This is a genomic window from Streptomyces sp. SID12488 (assembly GCF_010548275.1).
Lineage (GTDB): Bacteria > Actinomycetota > Actinomycetes > Streptomycetales > Streptomycetaceae > Streptomyces.
Map to the genome: position 1 here is coordinate 313,768 of NZ_JAAGLT010000001.1, position 16,262 is coordinate 330,029.

The 16,262-nt window shown below is 69.2% G+C and carries 15 protein-coding genes; 10 read left to right on the forward strand and 5 right to left on the reverse strand.

Annotated elements, in window-relative coordinates; genetic code table 11:
- Positions 1 to 22 precede the first annotated feature (22 nt).
- Both G3I56_RS01365 and G3I56_RS01370 read right to left on the reverse strand, forming a co-directional pair.
- Positions 23 to 832, reverse strand: a complete 810-nt coding sequence (locus G3I56_RS01365) for a DNA-formamidopyrimidine glycosylase family protein (RefSeq protein WP_164406633.1) — start codon at positions 830 to 832, stop codon at positions 23 to 25.
- A gap of 166 nt (positions 833 to 998) precedes the next feature.
- Positions 999 to 1,484: a ribose-5-phosphate isomerase gene (locus G3I56_RS01370; RefSeq protein ID WP_164406634.1), complete on the reverse strand. Its 486-nt coding sequence runs from the start codon at positions 1,482 to 1,484 to the stop codon at positions 999 to 1,001.
- Between the two features lie 211 nt (positions 1,485 to 1,695).
- On the opposite strand from G3I56_RS01370, the gene G3I56_RS01375 reads away from it, so the two are divergent.
- The gene (locus tag G3I56_RS01375; protein WP_164406635.1) at positions 1,696 to 3,186 is read left to right on the forward strand and encodes an amino acid permease; all 1,491 of its coding nucleotides are present in this window, start codon (positions 1,696 to 1,698) and stop codon (positions 3,184 to 3,186) included.
- A 49-nt stretch (positions 3,187 to 3,235) separates the two neighbouring features.
- On the opposite strand, the gene G3I56_RS01380 is transcribed toward G3I56_RS01375, so the two are convergent.
- Positions 3,236 to 5,326, reverse strand: coding sequence for a protein kinase (locus G3I56_RS01380; protein WP_343239830.1), 2,091 nt, complete (start codon positions 5,324 to 5,326; stop codon positions 3,236 to 3,238).
- Between the two features lie 186 nt (positions 5,327 to 5,512).
- Between G3I56_RS01380 and G3I56_RS01385 the strand changes: the two genes are divergently transcribed.
- Positions 5,513 to 6,235: a hypothetical protein gene (locus tag G3I56_RS01385; RefSeq protein WP_164406637.1), complete on the forward strand. Its 723-nt coding sequence runs from the start codon at positions 5,513 to 5,515 to the stop codon at positions 6,233 to 6,235.
- A 135-nt stretch (positions 6,236 to 6,370) separates the two neighbouring features.
- Here G3I56_RS01385 and G3I56_RS01390 read toward each other — a convergent pair whose 3' ends face one another.
- Positions 6,371 to 6,949, reverse strand: a complete 579-nt coding sequence (locus tag G3I56_RS01390) for a biotin transporter BioY (RefSeq protein WP_164406638.1) — start codon at positions 6,947 to 6,949, stop codon at positions 6,371 to 6,373.
- A 583-nt stretch (positions 6,950 to 7,532) separates the two neighbouring features.
- On the opposite strand from G3I56_RS01390, the gene G3I56_RS01395 reads away from it, so the two are divergent.
- The 8 genes from G3I56_RS01395 (at position 7,533) to G3I56_RS01430 (ending at position 15,475) form a co-directional block, all read left to right on the forward strand.
- Positions 7,533 to 8,783, forward strand: coding sequence for an ROK family protein (locus G3I56_RS01395; RefSeq protein WP_164406639.1), 1,251 nt, complete (start codon positions 7,533 to 7,535; stop codon positions 8,781 to 8,783).
- 311 nt (positions 8,784 to 9,094) lie between these two features.
- The gene (locus G3I56_RS01400) at positions 9,095 to 10,162 is read left to right on the forward strand and encodes an ABC transporter substrate-binding protein (RefSeq protein WP_164406640.1); all 1,068 of its coding nucleotides are present in this window, start codon (positions 9,095 to 9,097) and stop codon (positions 10,160 to 10,162) included.
- A 5-nt stretch (positions 10,163 to 10,167) separates the two neighbouring features.
- Positions 10,168 to 11,100, forward strand: coding sequence for an ABC transporter permease (locus G3I56_RS01405; protein ID WP_164406642.1), 933 nt, complete (start codon positions 10,168 to 10,170; stop codon positions 11,098 to 11,100).
- Positions 11,076 to 11,792, forward strand: coding sequence for an ABC transporter ATP-binding protein (locus tag G3I56_RS01410; protein WP_164406644.1), 717 nt, complete (start codon positions 11,076 to 11,078; stop codon positions 11,790 to 11,792). Before G3I56_RS01405 ends, G3I56_RS01410 begins: the two co-directional genes overlap by 25 nt.
- 177 nt (positions 11,793 to 11,969) lie before the next feature.
- A complete protein-coding gene (locus tag G3I56_RS01415; RefSeq protein ID WP_164406646.1) occupies positions 11,970 to 13,328 on the forward strand; it encodes an LLM class flavin-dependent oxidoreductase in 1,359 nt (452 codons plus the stop codon).
- A 28-nt stretch (positions 13,329 to 13,356) separates the two neighbouring features.
- Positions 13,357 to 14,253: a TauD/TfdA family dioxygenase gene (locus G3I56_RS01420; protein WP_164406648.1), complete on the forward strand. Its 897-nt coding sequence runs from the start codon at positions 13,357 to 13,359 to the stop codon at positions 14,251 to 14,253.
- Between the two features lie 138 nt (positions 14,254 to 14,391).
- Positions 14,392 to 15,033, forward strand: a complete 642-nt coding sequence (locus G3I56_RS01425) for a superoxide dismutase (RefSeq protein ID WP_164406650.1) — start codon at positions 14,392 to 14,394, stop codon at positions 15,031 to 15,033.
- 211 nt (positions 15,034 to 15,244) lie between these two features.
- Positions 15,245 to 15,475 (forward strand): hypothetical protein, encoded by a 231-nt coding sequence (locus G3I56_RS01430; RefSeq protein WP_239134626.1) that lies wholly within the window; start codon positions 15,245 to 15,247, stop codon positions 15,473 to 15,475.
- Between the two features lie 43 nt (positions 15,476 to 15,518).
- On the opposite strand, the gene G3I56_RS01435 is transcribed toward G3I56_RS01430, so the two are convergent.
- Entirely contained in the window at positions 15,519 to 16,175 is a 657-nt protein-coding gene (locus tag G3I56_RS01435) for a DsbA family protein (RefSeq protein ID WP_164406652.1), read from the reverse strand.
- Positions 16,176 to 16,262 lie beyond the last annotated feature (87 nt).

The window sequence follows — 16,262 nt, forward strand, 5'->3', positions numbered from 1 at the left end:
CAGGGCGTCTGGTTGTGCTTTCTCAGTCGCGTTGGCAGGTGGGGCACCAGAAGAGGTTGCGGGCGGCGAGGTCGGCGGTGCGGATCTCGCCGCCACAGAGATGGCAGGGCAGGTTGGCCCTGCGGTAGACGTAGACCTCGCCGCCGTGGTCGTCGACGCGCGGCGCGCGGCCCATCGCCTCCGGGGTGTGTTCCGGGCGGACGGTGTCGATGCGGTTGTTGCGTACGCCCTCGCGCATGAGGGCGACCAGGTCGCTCCAGAGCGCGTCCCACTCGGTGGGTGTGATGTCCCTGCCAGGGCGGTACGGGTCGATGCCGTGCCGGAAGAGGACCTCGGCGCGGTAGACGTTTCCCACGCCCGCGATGACCTTCTGGTCCATGAGGAGGGCGGCGATCGTCGTACGACTGCGGCTGACGCGGGCGTAGGCGGTCTGGTGGTCGGCGTCCGGGCGGAGGGGGTCGGGGCCCAGCCGATCGTGTATCGCCTGCTTCTCGGGGTCCGTGATGAGGGCGCAGGTGGTGGGGCCCCGGAGGTCCACGTACGAGGTGCTGTTCGCGAGCCGGAGGCGGACCGTGTCCGTGGGGGGCGGGGCGGGGGCGTCGCCGAAGTTGACCTTGCCGAAGAGGCCGAGGTGGATGTGGACCCAGTCGGCTTCGCGGAAGCGGAGGAAGAGGTGCTTGCCGTGGGCGTCGGTGTGGGTCAGTTCCGCGCGGTCGAGGAGGGCGGCTGCGTCGGAGAACTTGCCCTGGGGGCTGGTGACATGGGGTGCGGTGTCCAGGAACGCGGCGCCGTAGTCCTGGGCGAGCCGGTGGATCGTGTGCCCCTCAGGCACGGTGCTCCTTCTTTGTTCGCGGGTGGGTCGGGGTTGCGGTAGGGGTTTTCGCCCCCGCCGCCCCTACCCGTCCCATCCTGTTCCTGGGGGCTGCGCCCCCAGCCCCCCCTTTCGCGCTGAACGCGCTCGTCCTCAATCGCCGGACGGGCTGGAGGGTGCCGCCGCCCTACTGCTGGGGGTGGTGCGGCGGGATCGGCGGCAGGTCGCCTGTCGTCTCGTAGGCGGTGAGCATGTCGATGCGCCGTTGGTGACGCTCGTCGCCCGAGAACGGGGTCGCCAGGAAGGTCTCCACGAACTTCGTCGCCTCGTCCTGCGTGTGCATGCGGGCGCCCACCGCGACCACGTTGGCGTTGTTGTGCTGGCGGCCCAGCGACGCGGTCTCCTCGCTCCAGGCCAGCGCCGCGCGCACGCCCTTCACCTTGTTCGCCGCGATCTGCTCGCCGTTGCCCGAGCCGCCGATGACGATGCCGAGGCCGTCCGGGTCCGCCGCCGTGCGCTCCGCGGCGCGGAGGCAGAAGGGCGGGTAGTCGTCGAGGGCGTCGTAGATGTGGGGGCCGCAGTCCACGGGGTCGTGGCCGGCCTCCCTGAGCCACTCGACGAGGTGGTTCTTGAGTTCGAAGCCCGCATGGTCGGAGCCGAGATACACGCGCATGTTCCGAGTGTGACATGTCTGTTTCCGGGAAGCAGCGCCGGGGGCTGATCGCGAAAAGCTGTGGCAACACTACGAAACCTCAAGAAAACCTCAAGTAACGATCCGGATTCAAAGGTTCAAGAATCCCTTTGCCTCCGATTCACTGGACCGACCGTTTACGCCGTCCCTACCGGCGCGCTTCCCCGTTCACCCGGCGCAAAGGAATTCCCCCATGACCTCGCAGCCGAGCTCCTCCCCGCCTTCTCCCCCGGACTCTCCCTCGTCCTCCGGTCTTCAGGCCGGGCTGAAGAACCGACATCTGTCGATGATCGCCATCGGCGGTGTCATCGGCGCCGGACTCTTCGTCGGGTCCAGCTCCGGTATCCGTACCGCCGGGCCGGGCATCCTTCTCTCGTACGCGCTCGTCGGCACGCTCGTCGTGCTGGTGATGCGGATGCTCGGCGAGATGTCCGCCGCCAATCCGACCTCCGGTTCGTTCTCCGCGCACGCCGACCGGGCGCTCGGGCGCTGGGCCGGGTTCTCCATCGGCTGGCTGTACTGGTTCTTCTGGGTCGTCGTGCTCGCCGTGGAGGCGACCGCCGGTGCCACCATTCTCGAAGGGTGGGTTCCCGCCGTACCTCAGTGGGCCTGGGCGCTCATCGTGATGATGGTGCTGACCGCGACCAACCTCGTCTCGGTCGGTTCCTACGGCGAGTTCGAGTTCTGGTTCGCCGGTATCAAGGTCGTCGCCATCAGTGCTTTCGTGATCATTGGTGGGCTTGCCGTGTTCGGCGTGCTTCCCGGGGTCGACAGTGACAAGGCCGGGCTCTCCAATCTCACCGACTCCGGCGGGTTCCTGCCCAACGGGCCCGGCGCCATCCTCACCGGCGTACTGCTCGTCGTCTTCTCCTTCATGGGCAGTGAGATCGCCACGCTGGCCGCCGGGGAGTCCGAGGACCCGCAGCGGGCCGTCACCAAGTCCACCAACAGCATCATCTGGCGGGTCGGCGTCTTCTATCTCGGGTCGATCTTCGTCGTCGTCACCCTGCTGCCGTGGAACGACCCCTCGATCAAGGAGAAGGGCTCGTACGTCGCCGCCCTCGACTCCCTCGGTATCGCGCACGCCGGTCAGATCATGAACTTCATCGTGCTGACCTCGGTGCTGTCCTGCCTCAACTCCGGGCTCTACACGGCCTCCCGCATGGCCTTCTCGCTCGGGCAGCGCGGTGACGCGCCCAAGGCCTTCGCGCGGACCACCCCCCGTGGTGTGCCGCTCGCGGCGATCATCGCGTCGGTCGTCTTCGGCTTCGTCGCCGTCTTCTTCAACTACAAGTTCCCCGACTCGGTCTTCCTCTTCCTCGTCAACTCCTCCGGCGCCGTCGCCCTGTTCGTCTGGCTGGTCATCTGCTTCTCGCAGCTGCGCATGCGGAAGATCATCGAGCGCGAGTCACCGGAGAAGCTCGTCGTACGGATGTGGCTGTACCCGTATCTGACCTGGGCGACCGCCGCCCTCATCGTGTTCGTCCTCGGCTACATGCTCACCGACACCGAGCACGACGGGCGCGAGACCGTGCTGCTGTCGCTGCTGGTGGCGGCCGTTGTGCTCGCCATCGCCGTCGTCCGGCAGAAGACCGGGCGCGGATCGGCGGTCGTCAGCGGCCCTCGGAGCCCGGGCACCGTCGATGACGGCGACGACGTCAACGAGGTCGTCAAGGTCGGCTGATCTCGGTTGGCTCGGTTGCCTCAGTTGGCTTGAGTGGTCGGGGAGTTGTTCACAGCACCGTGAACGACTCCCTGACCCGTTCGTAGGTCCGCACCGCCTGCTCCTCGATCTCCTGGTGGTACCAGGTGCTGATCTGGTACGACTTCCCCTCCACGTCGAAGCCGAGCAGCCTGGCGTGCCAGTGGGTGCCGTCCAGGGTGAAGGTGTACTCCCAGACGACCGCCGGGTGATCCTGGAACGTCGTCTCCGCGAGGCTGATCTTCGTGTAGTCCTGGCCCTGGCGGGCGTTGCGCTCCGACTCCTCCCAGGTCCCCAGCAACTCGCCGCGTGCGAGGGAGGACTTGGCGAGGAGTTCCTGCCTCCCGTCGGGAGACGTGTAGTGCACCTCGGCGCCCGTCTTCACGTCCCGGCGCCAGCCCTTGGGCGTCGCCCACGCGTATCCGCCCCCCTCCTCGTGCGCCCCCGGCGGCAGGCTGCGCGGGCGCGAGGTGCCCTCGACCGTGGGCTGGGGGGAGTCGGGGGTGGGGGTGGGGGTGGAGACAGGGGTCGTGGTGGACGGCGGGGTCGAGGTCCCGGCTTGCCGCGATGAACCGGGCTTCGCCGTGTTCTTGTCGTCGGGTGATCCCGCCGTCACCGCCAGGATCGTCCCGACCAGCGCCCCCGCGGTGACCACACCCGCGACCGCCATGACCGTACGACGGCGGCCGTGGCGTGGGGCGTTGCCCCGACTCGGGTCGGACGGGACCGCGGGGCCCGGGAGTTCACCGGGTGGCGCTCCCGGTGGTACCCCAGTCCGTGGCGCCGTCGGGAGGCCGGCCGCATGCCTCGGGCCCGGCCGCCGCTCCGTCACCGCCTGCGCGTGTGCCCGCGCGTGTGCGTCACCCTGTGTCCGGATCAGTGAGATCCCGGCCCGGCGCGTTCCGCCGGGGCCCGCCGAACCGACCTCGGACCGTATCTCGGAGGGGACTTCGGTGGAGGCGTTGGGCGCCTCGGGGGACGGGGTTCCCAGGACCGGGGTGACTGTCGTGCGGGCGGAGGGCACCGCGTCCGTCGGCGGTGGGGGCTCGGGCTCCTGTTGCTCCTGTTGCTCCTGTTGCTCCTGTTGCTCCTGTTGCTCCCAGTGTTGGCGCTGTTCCCGCTCCGGTTCGTCCGATGGCTGCTCGTGTGGCCGGCGTGCGGCCTGTACCAGTGACGCGTCCAGGTAGGCGGGCGTCGGTGCGTCCGCGTGCGCCGGTACGGGAGTCGGGGGCGTCGTCTCCGGCCGCGTGTCCGGTGTCTCCGGCGCCCCGGGGGTCGACGGCTCCCTGTCCTCGTCCCTTCCCTCTCCCTCTTCGGGGGCCGGCTCCGGGAACGCCACCGGCCGCAGGACCCGTTCCACGTCCTCCAGTGCGGGCCGGGCCGACGGTTCCTTCTCCAGGAGGGCGGTCAGGATGTCGTGCAACGGGCCCGCTGCGGCCGGGAGTTCGGGGTCCTCGTACAGGACCGCGTGCAGAGTCGCCAGGGTCGTTTCGCGGGAGAAAGGCGAGCGGCCTCCCAGCGCCGCACAGAGGGTCGCGCCGAGGGACCACACGTCGGACGGCGGGCCCTGATGCCGGCCCGAGACGCGCTCCGGTGCCATGTAGTCGGGGGAGCCGACGAGCATGCCGACCATCGTGAGGGCCTTCGCGTCCTGGATGGCGGCGATGCCGAAGTCGGTGAGGACGACCCGTCCGTCGCGTCGTTCCACGAGGACGTTGCCCGGTTTGATGTCGCGGTGCAGTACGCCCCCCGCGTGCACCTGGCGCAGCGCGGAGACCAGCCCGAGGCCGAGGCGGGCCGTGTCGGCCGGACCCAACGGGCCGTCCTGGACGAGAAGTTGCTCGAGGGAGCGGCCGGCGACCAACTCCATGACGATCCACAGCCGTTCACCCTCGTCCACGACGTCGTACACGCGCACGACGTTCGGGTGGTCGATCCTGGCCGTCGCCCTGGCCTCGCGGAGTGTGCGTTCGCGGCGGGTGCGGGTGTCCTCCGCGTCGAGTCCGTCAATCCGCATTTCCTTGACGGCCACCGGCCGGTCGAGCATTTCGTCGGCGGCCCGCCACACCCGCCCCATTCCCCCCTGTCCGATACTTTCGACCAGCCGATATCGGCCCGTCACCAGCAGACCTGGAGCACCGCCACCCATATTCCCCGGCAATCCTCTGCACCCCCCTCAACGCATGCCCCACCAGAACCACAATGGTCACACTTCGTGCCGTACCAGCATAGTGGCGGGAAATCTTGTGGTACCTCTTCATGGACTGCGAATTCAGGCGCAGTCCAGGGGGATCCAAGGGGGACGAACATGAGTTCTGGTCGCACGACGGCCATCGCGGGATCGCTGCTCACGGCATCTTTTTCGGCCGTGATGATCCTTTCCTTCACCGCCAGCGCGGATGACCAGGGGCCCGGAAGCAGCAAGGGAGGAAAGGCCGTTGACGCGGCGCCGACAGGCGTCAAGTTGACCACCCAGTTGCCCGAGAGTATCTCGGTCGACAACAGTTCGAAAGAAACGGCGATTACCGCCACGGTAAAGAACGACGGGAGCAAGGACAGCGGCGACATCAGGCTTTTGGTCGTCGGATTCGACGGCCTGACGGTCAAGAACGTTCAGGGCTGTTCAGAGATTGCCGAAGGGGACCTCCCGGAGGGTTCGAACAGCGGTTTCAGCTGTGCCGTCGGTAATCTCGCCGCCGGTAAGTCGAAGTCGTACGACGTCGACGCGACGTTCGATCTGGGCAAGGCCGGCAAGATCTGTCTGCCCGTCCAGACCGCCGACGGTTCGAAGACGTTCTGGCAGCAGGGCCCGGTCCCGTTCGGTACGAACAACCCGTCACCGAACGCCCCGGCCACCCCGCTGCTGCTCGGCACCGACAACAAGCCGGTGGCACCCGGCGGCGACGAACTGCCGAGGACCGGCCCGGCGCGCGACCTGCTCCCGCTCGGCGGTGTCGGTGCGGCGCTGCTGTCCGCCGGGGCCGCGGGCATGTGGTGGTCGCAGCGGCGGCCCCGGCAGCCGCAGGGCTGAGTCAGGAATCCGGGAGGTCAGGAAGCCTGGAAGTCGGGTAAGAACGCGGAAGAGCAGGACGCAGAAGATCCGGGGTGCCGTGCGCGGCATCCCGGATCTCGTCGACGTCCGTGCTGAGTTCAGCGGTTGCGGAGTTCAGCGGTTGAGGAACCTCCAGGCCGTCGGCAGTACGCCCATCGCCAGGGCCGCCTTCAGGGCGTCGCCGAACAGGAACGGTGTGAGGCCGGCGGCGATCGCCGCGCTCGCGCTCATGCCGGCCGCCAGGGCGAGGTACGGGACGCCGATCGCGTAGATGATCGCCTCGCCGACCAGCATCGTGCCCGCCATGCGCAGCATCGAGCGGTCGGCGCCTCGGCGGGCCAGCGCGCCCACGGCGGCGGACGCGAGCAGCATGCCGAGGATGTAACCGAAGGACACCGACGTGCCCGAGCCGCCCTCCGCGAACCACGGCACGCCAGCCAGTCCGGCCAGGGCGTAGACGACGAGGGCGGCGAGGCCGCGGCCGGCGCCGAGCGCGGTGCCGACGAGGAGCGCTGCGAAGGTCTGCCCGGTCACCGGTACCGGCGAGCCGGGCACGGGGACGGCGATCTGGGCGGCGATCCCGACGAGTCCGGCGCCGCCGAGCACGAGCGCGGCGTCCCGGACGCGGGAGGCGGGGAGCAGGTCGGCGAGGACCTGGCCGGGGCGGGCGGGGGCGACGGCGGCGGTTGCCATGGGGACTCCGCGGAGATGTGGGCGGCAGGGACTTCGTGACGCTATCCCAGCGACCTCGAGCCGATCACCGTCAGCGCCCGACAAAGGGGGCGACGGCGGCTTGGTGGACTCCGGACAAACGATGGGCATTACACCCGGTACGGCGTGACGCCGGTCACTGAGGTGAGGTGGTGTGGGCTACCGAGGTGCGGCGGGCGCGCTCTGTAGGGTTCCGCCAATCCGACCGCAGGCCTGCGCATCCCCGGGGCCTGGCCTGGACGGTGCCCGGCCCGAGTTCGGCCCGGTTCCGGCCCCGAATCGGTCCTGGTTCGACCGCGGCCCGGACGCCTGCCGTCTCGCCCGTCGGTCGCCGTCTGTGCAGCGTCGGCCCGTTTTGCTAGCTTCGAGCGCATGGTCGCCCAGTCCCGGTACTTCTCGTCGCGTCGCTATGTCGACCTGCGACGCGTGGGCACGGCCACCTGTCGCCGCCCCGGGTGAGGCGGCTCCGGCGCGCCTCGCTCCACAGGACTCCCCGAGCCTTCACGGGTCCCCGAGTCCTCACGAGACGGCGCAGTGTCGGACCAGTTCCCCGAGGATGATCGCCATGCCCCGTGCCGCGGCACCCACCCTTGCCTCCCCCTCCCTTTCCGCTTCCTCCTCCCTCCCCTCCCGTACTTCCTCCTCGTCCCGCGTGCCTCGCGCCGCCGATTCCGACCGGCGCAGGACGAGCGCGAGTGTCGTCCTGCGGTCCGTGCTGGAGCACGGGCCCGTGGCGCGCAGCACCATCGCCCGGCTGACCGGGCTGTCACCGGCGTCGGTGACGGACTACTGCGCCCGGTTCGCCGAACTCGGCCTGATCCGCGAGGAGTCCGTGCCCCGGCGGTCGAACGGCGTGGGGCGTCCGCACGTCCCCGTCGACGTCGACCCCTCGCGGTTCGTGGTCGCCGGCGTGCATGTGGCCGTGTCGTACACGACCGTCGCGCTGCTGGATCTGCGCGGCCGGGTGGTGTCCCGGCGCGAGCTGGCGCACGAGCACACCGATCCGGGGTGGGTGCTGGCACGGGCCGCCGAGGGGCTGCGGGCGCTGCTGGACGGCGCCCCCGGCCGCCGGGCCCTCGGTGTCGGCGTGGCCGTGGGCGGCTGGGTGGACCGGGAGTCAGGGACCGTCGTCGAGCACCAGATGCTGGGCTGGCGGGACGTGCCGGTGCGGGACGTGCTCCGCGCCCGCACCGGACTGCCGGTCCATGTGGACGGGCACGCACGGGCGTTGGTCAACGCGGAGCGGCTGTTCGGGCCGGCGCGGGACGGCGGGAGCGTGCTGCATCTGTTCGTCGGCAACGTGGTCGACGCGGCGTTCGCGACCAACGACGAGGTGCACCACGGGCCGCGCTCCCAATCGGGCGCCATCGCCCATCTCCCGGTGCCGGGCGGTACGGAGGCCTGCGACTGCGGGCGTACGGGCTGCCTGCAGGCCGAGTTGAGCGAGCGGACGCTGTGCCGGCGGGCGCGGGAGGCGGGCGTCGTCGTGGGCACGAATCCCATGCATGTGGTCACGGCGGCAGCCGGGGGCGACCCGGTCGCCGTACGGCTGCTGGTGCAGCGGGCAGGTGCCGTGGGGCGGGCGGCGCGGCTGCTGCTCGACGTGCTGAATCCGGAGACGGTGGTCGTGACCGAGGTCGGGGTCATCTACCGCGAGGACTGCCTTGCCGCACTGCGTGAAGGGGTCGGCGCCGACCGCGCGGCCTCTGTCGTGCCGACGAGTTTCCCGGACTCGGTACTCGCGGTGGCGGGCGGTGCGGTGGCACTCGACGTGCTGTACCGGGATCCGCTGGCCGCTTCACCTCAGGCTATTTAATTCAGAAACTCCGAATGTTGACAGGGACCACGCATGACCTGGAACATCTTGCTCATGAGCCCTTTCGTGAGCTGTCGCACCCTCTGTTGCTGACACGTCGCCACTGTTGCTGACACGTTGCCACGTGTGAAGCGCTCATTTCTTCCGCACTTTCTGAGCTTCCTGCTCTCTCTCCGAGCTTGCTGCTCTCTGTGCCGTCTCTCCCTTCTGCCCTTCTGCCCTTCTGCGTGAATTCGCTCTCTCGGGCCTCGTCGTGTCCGTGTCCTGAATTCCGCATGCGGTCCTGCCTTCTGAACTCACGGAGTCCTCCCATGCCTTCATCTCCCCTGCCGGGTGTCGACCGACGGCTCTTCCTCACCTCCCTGCTCGGCGCCGCGGCCGGCGTCGCCGGGCTGAGCGGCTGCGCGAACAGCAGTGCCGCCGCCGACAGCAAGGGCGCCTCGACCGCCCCGCTCGCCGACAGGGTCCCGGCCGGGACGAGCCTGAAGATCTCCTCGTATTCGGGCACCCAGCAACTCCAGTTCAAGCTCGCCAAGTTGGGCGAGCTGCCTTTCAAGGTGTCGAGCTGGGAGAACATCTCCGCCGGTCCCGATGTCATCAACGCCTTCCGCTCGAGTTCCCTCGACCTCGCCAACAACGCGGGTATTCCGCCGATTCAGGCGCACTTCCAGGGTTACGACGCGAAAATCGTCGCGATCAACGTCACCCGCAAGCCGAACTATCTCTTCGCCACCAAGCCCGGCAGCGACATCCGGTCGGTCGCGGACTTCAAGGGCAGGAAACTCGCCTTCTCGCAGGGACAGGCCCAGGGCGTCGTACTCCTGCGGGCGCTGCAGAAGGCCGGGCTCGCGTACGACGAGGTCAAACTCGTCCCGTTGACCAGCAACCAGTTCTTCACCGCCCTGCAGTCGGGCCAGGTGGACGTCGCGCCGCTGGCCATCAGCCAGGCGCCCGCGTATTTCCAGCAGTACGGCGCCAAGGGTGCCCGCAGCATCGACACGGACGTGGTCGACCTGCTCAGCCTGCTGTGGGCGCCGGTCTCCGTGCTGAACGACTCCGCGGAGGCCGCCGCGATCGCCGCGTACATCCCGTACTGGGCCAAGGGCCTGGTGTGGGGGTACGAGAACCCCGACATCTGGAACGAGGAGTTCTACGTCAAGACGCAGAACCTGACGCTCCCGCAGGCGCAGGCGATCACCAAGCTCGCCAACAAGCCACTGTTTCCCACGAGTTGGGCCGAGGCGATCAAGTGGGAGCAGGAGACCGCCGATCTGCTCGCGGAGGGCGGCTTCGTGAAGAAGTTCGACGTGAGCTCGCTCTTCGACCACCGCTTCGAGGGCATCGCCGCGAAGTCCGTGGCTGCGGAGTACCGGAGGTGAGCGCCGTGACCACCAGCGCCTCAACTGCCGCCGGTGCAGCTGCCGGCGCCGCCGAGGCCACCGCGTCCACCGCGTCCACCGCGTCCACCGCGTCCACCGAGGCCGTAGCATCCGTCGCGTCCGTCACGGCCACCGAGGAGAGCGGCTCCCAGGTTCGCAGGCGGCGCCGGCTTTCTCCCGGGAAGCGGCTGCCCGCCGCTCCGTTCGTAGGCCCGGCCCTCGTCATCGCCCTGTGGGCCGGCGCCTCCGCAGCCGGACAGCTCGACCCGGCCGCGATCCCGGCGCCCTGGACCGTGCTCAAAACAGGCGGCCGGCTGTGGACCGACGGGACCCTGCCGAACGACATCCTGACCTCGTTGCGTCGGGCCGCCTCCGGCTTCACGATCGGGCTGGTCGCGGGCGTCCTCCTTGCCCTGGCCGCCGGTCTCAGCCGGGTCGGCGAGGCGCTGATCGACGGGACGGTCCAGCTCAACCGGGCCATCCCGGCCCTCGGTCTGATCCCGCTGTTCATCCTCTGGCTGGGCATCGGCGAGACGTTCAAGATCGCGATCATCGCCATCGTCGTCTACATCCCGATCTACCTCAACACACATGCCGCGCTGTCCGGCATCGACAGCCGCTTCGTCGAACTCGCCGAGGTGCAGGGCCTGTCGAGGTTCCAGTTCGTCCGGCAGATCGTCGTGCCCGGTGCGCTGCCCGGATTCTTCGTGGGACTCCGGCTCGGCGTGACCGGGTCCTGGCTGGGCCTGGTCGTCCTGGAGCAGATCAACGCCACCAGCGGACTCGGCTACATGATGTTCCAGGCCCAGAACTACGGCCAGAGCGACGTCATCCTCGTCGGCCTGGTCATCTACGGCTTCTTCGGCCTGGTGTCCGACAGCGCGGTCCGTCTCGTCGAACGGAGGGTGCTGTCATGGCGACGCACACTGAGCAACTGACCCGGTCCGCCGTCCGACTCCGGGGCCTGACACGGTCGTTCGCCGGGCGCAAGGTCCTCGACGGTATCGACCTCGACATTCCGGCCGGGCAGTTCACGGCCCTGCTCGGGCACAGCGGCTCCGGCAAGAGCACCTTGCTGCGGGCGGTCGCGGGCCTCGATCACGAAGTCGAGGGAAGCGGTGAACTCACCGCGCCCGAGCGGGTGTCGGTGGTCTTCCAGGACTCGCGGCTGCTGCCGTGGCGCCGGGTGCTGGACAACGTACTGCTGGGGACGGACGGCAAGGAGGCTGCCGCGAAGGGCCGGGAGGCTCTCGCGGAGGTGGGCCTGAAGGGGCGGGAACGAGCCTGGCCAAGCGAGCTGTCCGGCGGTGAGGCGCAGCGGGCCGCGCTGGCCCGGTCGTTGGTCCGGGAGCCCGAACTGCTGCTTGCCGACGAGCCGTTCGGTGCGTTGGACGCGCTCACGCGGATCAGGATGCACGGTCTGCTGAGGGAGCTGTGGGAGCGGCACCGGCCGTCCGTTCTCCTCGTCACGCACGACGTGGACGAGGCGGTTGCTCTTGCCGAGCGGGTGCTTGTGCTGGAGGAGGGGCGGATCGGGCTCGACCTGACGATCGATCGCGATGCCGCTGCGCGCGGCGAGTACAGGGGGTTGTTGCTGGCGGCCCTGGGTGTGACGGAGGACGTCCGGTGAGTGTCGGTCGGCGTGACCGTCTGCTGGGGGCTGCCGCCCCCAGGCCCCCGCTTCGGCCCTGAAGGGGCCTCGTCCTCAAGCGCCGGACGGGCTGGAAATGCCCGGGCCAGCGACGAGAAGCACCGCTCGGACCGAGAGTCCGCACCGGCATTCGCAAGCAAAGGACACGACACACCCATGACTCGCCAGCTCCACCTCAACGCCTTCCTCATGACCACCGGACACCACGAGGCCTCGTGGCGGCTCGCCGAGAGTGACCCGTACGCCCATGTCGAGCTGGACCATTACGTGCGGCTCGCCCGGATCGCGGAGCGGGGTACGTTCGACTCGCTGTTCCTGGCCGACAGTCCGCAGCTCTGGGGCAGTGTGGGTCAGCGTCCCGCGGGTGCCATGGAGCCGCTCACCCTGCTGACGGCCCTGGCCACGGCGACCACGCACATCGGTCTGATCGCGACCGCCTCGACGTCCTACAACTCCCCCTACAACCTGGCCCGCAAGTTCGCCTCGCTCGACATCATCAGCGGGGGCCGGGCGGGCTGGAACATCGTCACCACCGCCGGTGCCGAGGCCGCCCGCAACTTCGGGCTCGACGCGGAGCCCGCCCACGCCCAGCGGTACGCCCGGGCCGCCGAGTTCCTCGATGTGGCGCTCAAGCTCTGGGACAGCTGGGAGGACGACGCGATCGTCGCCGACAAGGCCGCCGGTGTCTGGGGAGACGACACGAAGGTCCATCCGCCCCGGCACCAGGGGACGTACTTCAGCGTCGAGGGCGCCCTCAACGTGCCGCGTTCGCCCCAGGGTTACCCGGTACTGGTGCAGGCGGGGTCGAGCGAGGACGGCAAGGCGTTCGCGGCCCGGTACGCGGAGGCCGTGTTCACCGCCCAGCAGACCATCGAGGACGCGCAGGCCTTCTACGCCGACCTCAAGTCCCGTACGGCGGCGGGCGGTCGCGACCCCGACCACATCAAGGTGCTGCCCGGCATCGTCCCGGTGCTCGGCTCCACGGAGGCCGAGGCGCTGGCGAACGAGCAGGTCCTGGAGGACCACATCGTGTACGCGCACGGCGTGGGCAACCTGGAGGGCCTGCTCAAACTGCCCGCCGGGACACTGGAGTTGGACGCCCAGCTACCGGCGGATCTGCCGCCCGAGAGCGCGATCGAAGGCGCCAAGAGCCGTTACACGCTCGTCGTCGAACTGGCCCGGCGCGAGCGTCTCACCGTCCGGCAGCTCATCGGGCGGCTCGGTGGCGGGCGCGGGCATCTCACCTTCGCCGGTACGCCCGAGCAGGTCGCCGACGAGATCGAGACCTGGTTCACCCGGGGTGCCGCCGACGGCTTCAACATCATGCCCGCGGTCCTGCCGTCCGGTCTCGAAGCCTTCGTCGACCACGTCGTCCCGATCCTGCGCGCCCGCGGTCTGCTCCGCGGTGAGTACGGGCCGCGCCAGACCCTGCGCGAGAGGTACGGCCTCCCGCGCCCCGCGAACCAGTACGTCAGCACCACACCCGTACCCGTGCCCGCACCCGCCCTCGTCTGACGAACTCCGATCCGAAAGGAACCCGCACATGTCCGGCATCGAAATCCAGAAGGTCACCGCCAACATCGGCGCCCGCGTATCCGGCGTGGACATCTCCAAGCCGCTCGACGAGGAGCAGGTCACCGCCCTCCGCGAGGCGCTCAACGTCCACAAGGCCCTGGTCTTCGACGACGTGAACCTCGACGACGAGGGCCAGCAGGCCTTCGTCCGCCACTTCGGCGAACTGACCACCGCCCACCCGACCGTGCCGTCCGTCGACGGCGCCGCGAACGTCCTGCCCGTCGACAGCGAGCGAGGCCGCGCCGCCAACCACTGGCACACGGACGTCACCTTCGTCCTCAACCCGCCGCAGGCCAGCACCCTGCGCAGCATCACGGTTCCGCCGTACGGCGGCGAGACGCTGATCGCCAGCTCGGCCGCCGCCTATCGCGATCTGCCGGAGCCCCTAAGGCAGTTGGCCGACAACCTGTGGGCCGAGCACACCAACGACTACGACTACGCGGTGCCGGACGAGGCGCTCGACGAGGAACTGGCCGCCCAGCGCGCCCAGTTCACGTCCATCACCTTCCGCACGGCCCACCCGGTCGTCCGCGTCCACCCGCTGACCGGCGAACGCGGGCTGTTCATCGGCGGGTTCGCGCAGCGGATCGTCGGCCTGTCGGTCACCGAGTCCCGCAAGATCCTCGATCTGCTCCAGGCGTACGTCACCCGCCCGGAGAACATCCTGCGCCACCGCTGGTCGCCGAACCAGCTCGTCCTCTTCGACAACCGCATCACCCAGCACTACGCCGTCGACAACTACAACGGCCTGCCGCGCCGTCTGCACCGGGTGACCATCGCCGGTGACATCCCGGTCGGCATCGAGGGCAAGGAGAGCTACTCGATCGCCGGGGACGCCTCGCACTACACGTCGGTCGCGGAGTAGACCGCCCTGCCCCCCTCTGCCCCGTCCGCCCCCTCCGCTTCTCCCGGAAAAGACCCTCGTGCGACACACACGAGGGTCTTTTTGTTGCTAGCGTGTAGTTGCAAGTAATGTGCAATAAGAGGTCGAGGGGACCCCCGCATGCCCGTCTACACGCTCCCTGAGCTGCCGTACGACTACTCCGCGCTCGCGCCCGTGATCAGCCCCGAGATCATCGAGCTGCACCACGACAAGCACCACGCGGCGTATGTGAAGGGCGCCAACGACACGTTGGAGCAGCTCGCGGAGGCACGCGACAAGGAGTCGTGGGGGTCGGTCAACGGCCTGGAGAAGAGCCTCGCCTTTCATCTCTCCGGCCACATCCTGCACAGCATCTACTGGCACAACATGACCGGCGACGGCGGCGGCGAGCCCCTCGCCAAGGACGGCGTCGGTGAACTCGCGGACGCGATCACCGAGTCCTTCGGTTCGTTCGCGGGCTTCAGGGCGCAGCTGACGAAGGCGGCGGCCACGACGCAGGGTTCGGGCTGGGGCGTCCTCGCGTACGAACCGCTCAGTGGACGGCTGATCGTCGAGCAGGTCTACGACCATCAGGGCAACGCCGGCCAGGGCGCCACCCCGATCCTGGTCTTCGACGCCTGGGAGCACGCCTTCTATCTCCAGTACCGGAACCAGAAGGTCGACTTCATCGACGCGATGTGGGCCGTCGTCAACTGGCAGGACGTCGCGAAGCGTTACGAGGCCGCCAAGTCCCGTACGAACGTACTGCTGTTGGCGCCCTGAGCCGATTGCGCCGACTGGCGTGCAGCGTCCTGCCTCGTGATCGTCTTCTCACCGGACTCGACGGCAGGCGGAATGACGGGAGACCCCCGCGAGGACATGACTCGCGGGGGTCTCCCCATATGCCGTGCCTCGGATCTACTCTCGTGGGGCCGGGGCACCAGGCCCCCGGTGCCCGACACGCCGGGGGGATCACATGGTGTCCATGCGGTGCATGAATTGCGCAGGCACACGTCAGGATTTCATCAGGCTCACCGAGACGGAGAAGGAGTACGTCGAGGGGCAGAAGCCGAAACACACTCGCCTCGGCGCCTACTACCGCTGCGCCCGCGACGGCTGCCTGCGCTACCAGCGGCTGGGGAACCAGAAGGACGGCGGCTCCTTCCCCAAACCGGAGGCCGAGGACCAGCCCAAGAGCCGGACCAAGGACCAGGCCAAGAACTGAGGAAGGCCGGCCGCCCTGGGGGTTCTACAGGTCCCGCACGTTGCTACAGGTTGCTGAAGTCCGGGCCGGCCGTCCGCGAGCGCTTGATCTCGTAGAAGCCGGGGACCGAGGCGACCAGGAGGGTGCCGTCCCACAGCTTGGCGGCCTCCTCGCCCTTCGGGGCAGGGGTGACGACCGGGCCGAAGAAGGCGATCTGCTCGCCGTCGGCGCCGGGGACCGCGATCACCGGGGTGCCGACGTCCTGGCCGACCTTGGTGATGCCCTCCTTGTGGGAGGCGCGCAGCTCGGCGTCGAACTCGAAGTCCTGCTGCTCGGCGTAGTCGATCAGGTCGGCGGGCAGGCCGACGTCGGCCAGGGCGCCCGCGATAGCCTCCAGCGTCGGGCCCTCGCCCTTGTTGTGGATGCGCGTGCCGAGGGCCGTGTAGAAGGGGCCCAGGACGTCGGCGCCGTGCTTCTGCCAGACCGCCGTCACGACCTTCACCGGCTGCCAGGCCTTGACCGCGAGCATCTCGCGGTACTCCTCGGGCAGCTCGTCGAGCTTGTCCTCGTTGAGCACCGCCAGGCTCATGATGTGCCAGCGGACCTCGATGTCACGGACCTTCTCGACCTCCAGGACCCACCGGGAGGTCATCCAGGCCCAGGGACAGAGCGGGTCGAACCAGAAGTCGACGGGGGTCTTGGGCGAGCTCGTCTCGGACATGGATCTCCTAGAGAAAGAAGCGCTTTCCAGAGGGAACGTATCCGCGCCGTCGTCGCATTCCCGGGTGCCCGGTGTCAGTCGTGCGTG

What these genes read in the sequence shown, in the direction of transcription:
- G3I56_RS01385 (WP_164406637.1), top strand. Translation starts at nt 5,513, where the DNA reads ATGAGTTCTGGTCGCACGACGGCCATCGCGGGATCGCTGCTCACGGCA.
- G3I56_RS01430 (WP_239134626.1), top strand. Translation starts at nt 15,245, where the DNA reads ATGAATTGCGCAGGCACACGTCAGGATTTCATCAGGCTCACCGAGACG.
- G3I56_RS01415 (WP_164406646.1), top strand. Translation starts at nt 11,970, where the DNA reads ATGACTCGCCAGCTCCACCTCAACGCCTTCCTCATGACCACCGGACAC.
- G3I56_RS01375 (WP_164406635.1), top strand. Translation starts at nt 1,696, where the DNA reads ATGACCTCGCAGCCGAGCTCCTCCCCGCCTTCTCCCCCGGACTCTCCC.
- G3I56_RS01390 (WP_164406638.1), bottom strand. Translation starts at nt 6,949, where the DNA reads ATGGCAACCGCCGCCGTCGCCCCCGCCCGCCCCGGCCAGGTCCTCGCC.
- G3I56_RS01420 (WP_164406648.1), top strand. Translation starts at nt 13,357, where the DNA reads ATGTCCGGCATCGAAATCCAGAAGGTCACCGCCAACATCGGCGCCCGC.
- G3I56_RS01395 (WP_164406639.1), top strand. Translation starts at nt 7,533, where the DNA reads ATGCCCCGTGCCGCGGCACCCACCCTTGCCTCCCCCTCCCTTTCCGCT.
- G3I56_RS01425 (WP_164406650.1), top strand. Translation starts at nt 14,392, where the DNA reads ATGCCCGTCTACACGCTCCCTGAGCTGCCGTACGACTACTCCGCGCTC.
- G3I56_RS01410 (WP_164406644.1), top strand. Translation starts at nt 11,076, where the DNA reads ATGGCGACGCACACTGAGCAACTGACCCGGTCCGCCGTCCGACTCCGG.
- G3I56_RS01370 (WP_164406634.1), bottom strand. Translation starts at nt 1,484, where the DNA reads ATGCGCGTGTATCTCGGCTCCGACCATGCGGGCTTCGAACTCAAGAAC.
- G3I56_RS01400 (WP_164406640.1), top strand. Translation starts at nt 9,095, where the DNA reads ATGCCTTCATCTCCCCTGCCGGGTGTCGACCGACGGCTCTTCCTCACC.
- G3I56_RS01435 (WP_164406652.1), bottom strand. Translation starts at nt 16,175, where the DNA reads ATGTCCGAGACGAGCTCGCCCAAGACCCCCGTCGACTTCTGGTTCGAC.